The organism is Sphingomonas sp. BE138, assembly GCF_031456125.1.
Taxonomy (GTDB): Bacteria; Pseudomonadota; Alphaproteobacteria; order Sphingomonadales; family Sphingomonadaceae; genus Sphingomonas.
The window spans coordinates 1-3,277 of sequence record NZ_JAVDUC010000056.1; the positions used below are offsets into that span (position 1 = coordinate 1).

The 3,277-nt window shown below is 67.9% G+C and carries 1 protein-coding gene; it reads right to left on the bottom strand.

Features of this window, described 5'->3' with window-relative positions; all coding sequences use genetic code 11:
* Nucleotides 1-91: 91 nt before the first annotated feature.
* Nucleotides 92-3,061 (bottom strand): Tn3 family transposase, encoded by a 2,970-nt coding sequence (locus J2Y58_RS20705; RefSeq protein ID WP_310107322.1) that lies wholly within the window; start codon nucleotides 3,059-3,061, stop codon nucleotides 92-94.
* Between the last annotated feature and the right edge of the window lie 216 nt (nucleotides 3,062-3,277).

Genomic DNA, 3,277 nt, shown 5'->3' on the forward strand with positions numbered 1-3,277 from the left:
CACTGCCTCCGTCATGACTCGTCTCCGTTGCTGACTAATCCATAGTCAGCATCCCAGATTCGAGCCGCCGAGGCTCCCGCAGTCATTGGGTCTAAGCTCGGCGCTCGGCCGTAGTGGTGCGCAGCGGCCTGAACCGCCCACGCGGCTTCTCGATCTCGCTCCACAGATAGTCGCCGGTGAGGCCGATATGCTCCCAGCCCAGCGGTGCAACGTGGGCGAGCAGCTCGTCGGGTACATCAGCGCCCGTCGACCGCAGGTGACGGACAGCCCGGTCGAGATAGACGGTGTTCCAGAGCGCGACGGCGGCGGTGACTAGGGTCAGTCCGGAGGCGCGGTGTCGCTGGTTCTCGAAGGTGCGGTCGCGCAGCTCGCCAAGGCGGTTGAAGAAAATGGCGCGGGCGAGCGCATTGCGGGCCTCGCCCTTGTTGAGGATGCTGCCCGTGCGGCGTCGCTGCTCGGGATCGTCGAGCCAGGCGAGCATGAACAGCGTGCGCTCGACGCGCCCGATCTCGCGAAGGGCACGGGCGACCGGGTTCTGGCGCGGGTAGCCCGCCAGCTTTTTCAGCATGGCGGACGCGCTAACTGTTCCCGCCCTGATCGATGCGGCAAGCCTGAGCGTCTCAGCCCAGTTCTCCTCGATCGCCTTTATGTTGATCGGCCCTGCGACGAGTGGCCGAAGCGTCGGCCATGGATCGAGCGGTGCAAACCCGTAGAGCCGACGCTCGTTCAGGTCGCGGATACGCGGTGCGAACCGGAAGCCGAGCAGGTGGCAGAGTTCGAAGACATGGTCGACCGCTCCCGCGGTGTCGGTCGCGTGCTCCCGGATGGCGAGTTCGCTTTCGTGGTCGAGCAGGCCGTCGATGACATGAGCTGCCTCACCGGCGTTTGCGGCAATGACCTTGGTATGAAATGGCGTGAACCGGTCGGTGACATGGGTGTAGAACAGCACGCCAGGCTCCGACCCGTAGCGGGCGTTCACGTCGGCGCGTGCCTCGCCGCGACCGCCCGCTCGGAAGAACTGCCCGTCCGAGGACGACAGCTCGCCCGAGCCCCACACTTGGCCGAGCGGATGCGCGTTGTGTGCGTCGACGATGGAGGCGAGTGCCGACAGATAGGTCTCGTCGCGAACGTGCCACTCGGCCGTCCAGCGCAGGCGCGCGAGGGTCAACCCGCGTGAACTCTCCGCCATGCGGCCAAGGCCGAGGTTGGTCGCGTCAGCCAAGATCGTGCCCATCAGTGCGGCCTGGTCGGCCGCGGGCTCGCCGCTGCGCGCGTGGACGAAGCCGTCCGCGAACCCCGACCAGGCGGCGACCTCCACCAGCAGGTCGGTGACACGCACGCGCGGCAGCAGCGCGTAGAGCTTTGCCTTCAGCTCGTCCGCTGCGTCCGGCACCGCACGCCTAAGCGGTGAGACGATGAGATCGCCGCCTGCGATCACAACGTCGACCAGCTCGCCGGCCGAAGCCGCGCGTTCGACCTCACCCATGCGGTGGACCAGGGTGGCGCGGCGTTCGGCAGACCAGTCCGCGAAGCCCGACGGCACCGTCAATCCCAAGCCACCCTCGTCCCGCATAGCCGCAAACGCGGATTGGGGCAGGAGATAGTCGTCGAGCGTGCGATAGGCACGGCTCCCGTCGACCCAGACGCTCCCCGATGCGAGGCGCTCGCGCAGGTGGACGATGACGGCAACCTCATAGGCGCGGCGGTCGATCCCGTCTCCATCTGGGAACACCACTTTGCGCCATCGCGGGCGCAGGAAGGTCGTCGGCACCCGCTTGGGCAGCACCGATCGGCCATCGCGATACATGCGCCGCAGCACGTCGATAGCACCCAGCAACGGATCGCCGGAGCGGGCGGCGCGGAAGGTGAACGCATTATAGAGTGTCGGGGCGAAGCGTCGCACTTCGGCATGGCGCTGCACCACCTCGTCCAGCCCGTCCTCGTTCCCACGGGTCAGCTCTTCGGCGAACCCCACACTGCGCTCCAGCTGGTCCCATCCGATCCGGTCGCTGATCGCGCGCAACGGGTCGCGACCGTTCGCGCGCGTGTCGAGCAGAAGGCGGCCGAGCCGGGCATGGACGCGGGCGGTATCCTTGAGCAGCCGCGCCTCGCCCAGCAGCCGCTCGGATCGGGTCCGGTCGGCGCGCCGGAACAGTGAGCCAACCATCTTCTCGGCCATGGCGAGCGCCGCGTCGGTCAGCGCCGCCTCCAGCTCGATCACGGCCGCGACCAGCGTCGGCACACGCCGGCGCCTCTCCATGCGCCGCAGCGCCTGCGCGGTGACGATGCCGGCGACACGGGCGATCACGGCGTAGCGGGCGGCGTGAATGCGCCGCGCCCGCTCTGGCTCGATCCCGAGCGAGCGGACGCGGAACAGCCGCTCGGCGGTCGCCTTGAGGTTCGCTGCGGTCGGGGCTTCCGACCACTCCCGGAGCCAGCCAAGATCGGTCCGACCCTGTTCGCCGGGATCGATCAGGTCAGCGAGCGCCAATTCCTGTTCGGCTGTCAGGTCGCGGATCAGTCCGGCATGTGCGACGCGACGGGCCTGGGCGCGGGCGATCAGCGCCACGCGCTCCAGCGTCGACGCGGCGGGCACGACCACGCGGACGTGCCGCAACCGCTCGACCATGGCGGCGACGATAGGCTCGCCGCGATCGGTCGATGTCGCCACCTCCTGCCCGAGCATTAGCATGGCGTGCAGGTCGGATCGTTCAAACGGGCGCAGGCCGAGATATGAACCAATCTCGGCGCGGTGCTCGCGCAGCGTGGGTGCGCGCTCCGCATAGCGAACAAAGTCCGCAGCCGACCCGCCGATCTGTGCCGCAAGCAGATCAAGCATCTCGCGCGGAGGCAGTTCGTCGGGAAACAGCGCTCGGCCGGGATGCCGAAGATAGCAGAGCTGGACAGCATAACCGATGCGGTTGGCTCCGCGCCGTCGCCGGCAGACCTGGACGAGATCGTCGGGGCCGAGCGTGTAGAACCGCTCCACGGTGTCACGGTCGTGTGGTGGGTCGAACAACGCGGCGCGCTGGCCGGGTGAGAGGATCGTCTTCGCCGGCATTGTGCTCCCTTCGGCGTAGCGTCACGAAATCAGCTGCCCAGGCTGTTCGTGGAGCATAGACAGGAACACGGGTTAAGTGACAGGATGAGGATCATTGGAGGAGCGATCCTGCTCCGTCACGGCTAGCGTCCGCGTTCGTGGTGTAATTTCCCGGTGTAGATGGCGGTGTATGCCGGGGTGGGGCCAAGGCCCCACCCCGGCATCGGCGTCTCGGTG

Coding starts and splice junctions, on each gene's coding strand:
- J2Y58_RS20705 (WP_310107322.1), bottom strand. CDS start 3,061: ATGCCGGCGAAGACGATCCTCTCACCCGGCCAGCGCGCCGCGTTGTTC.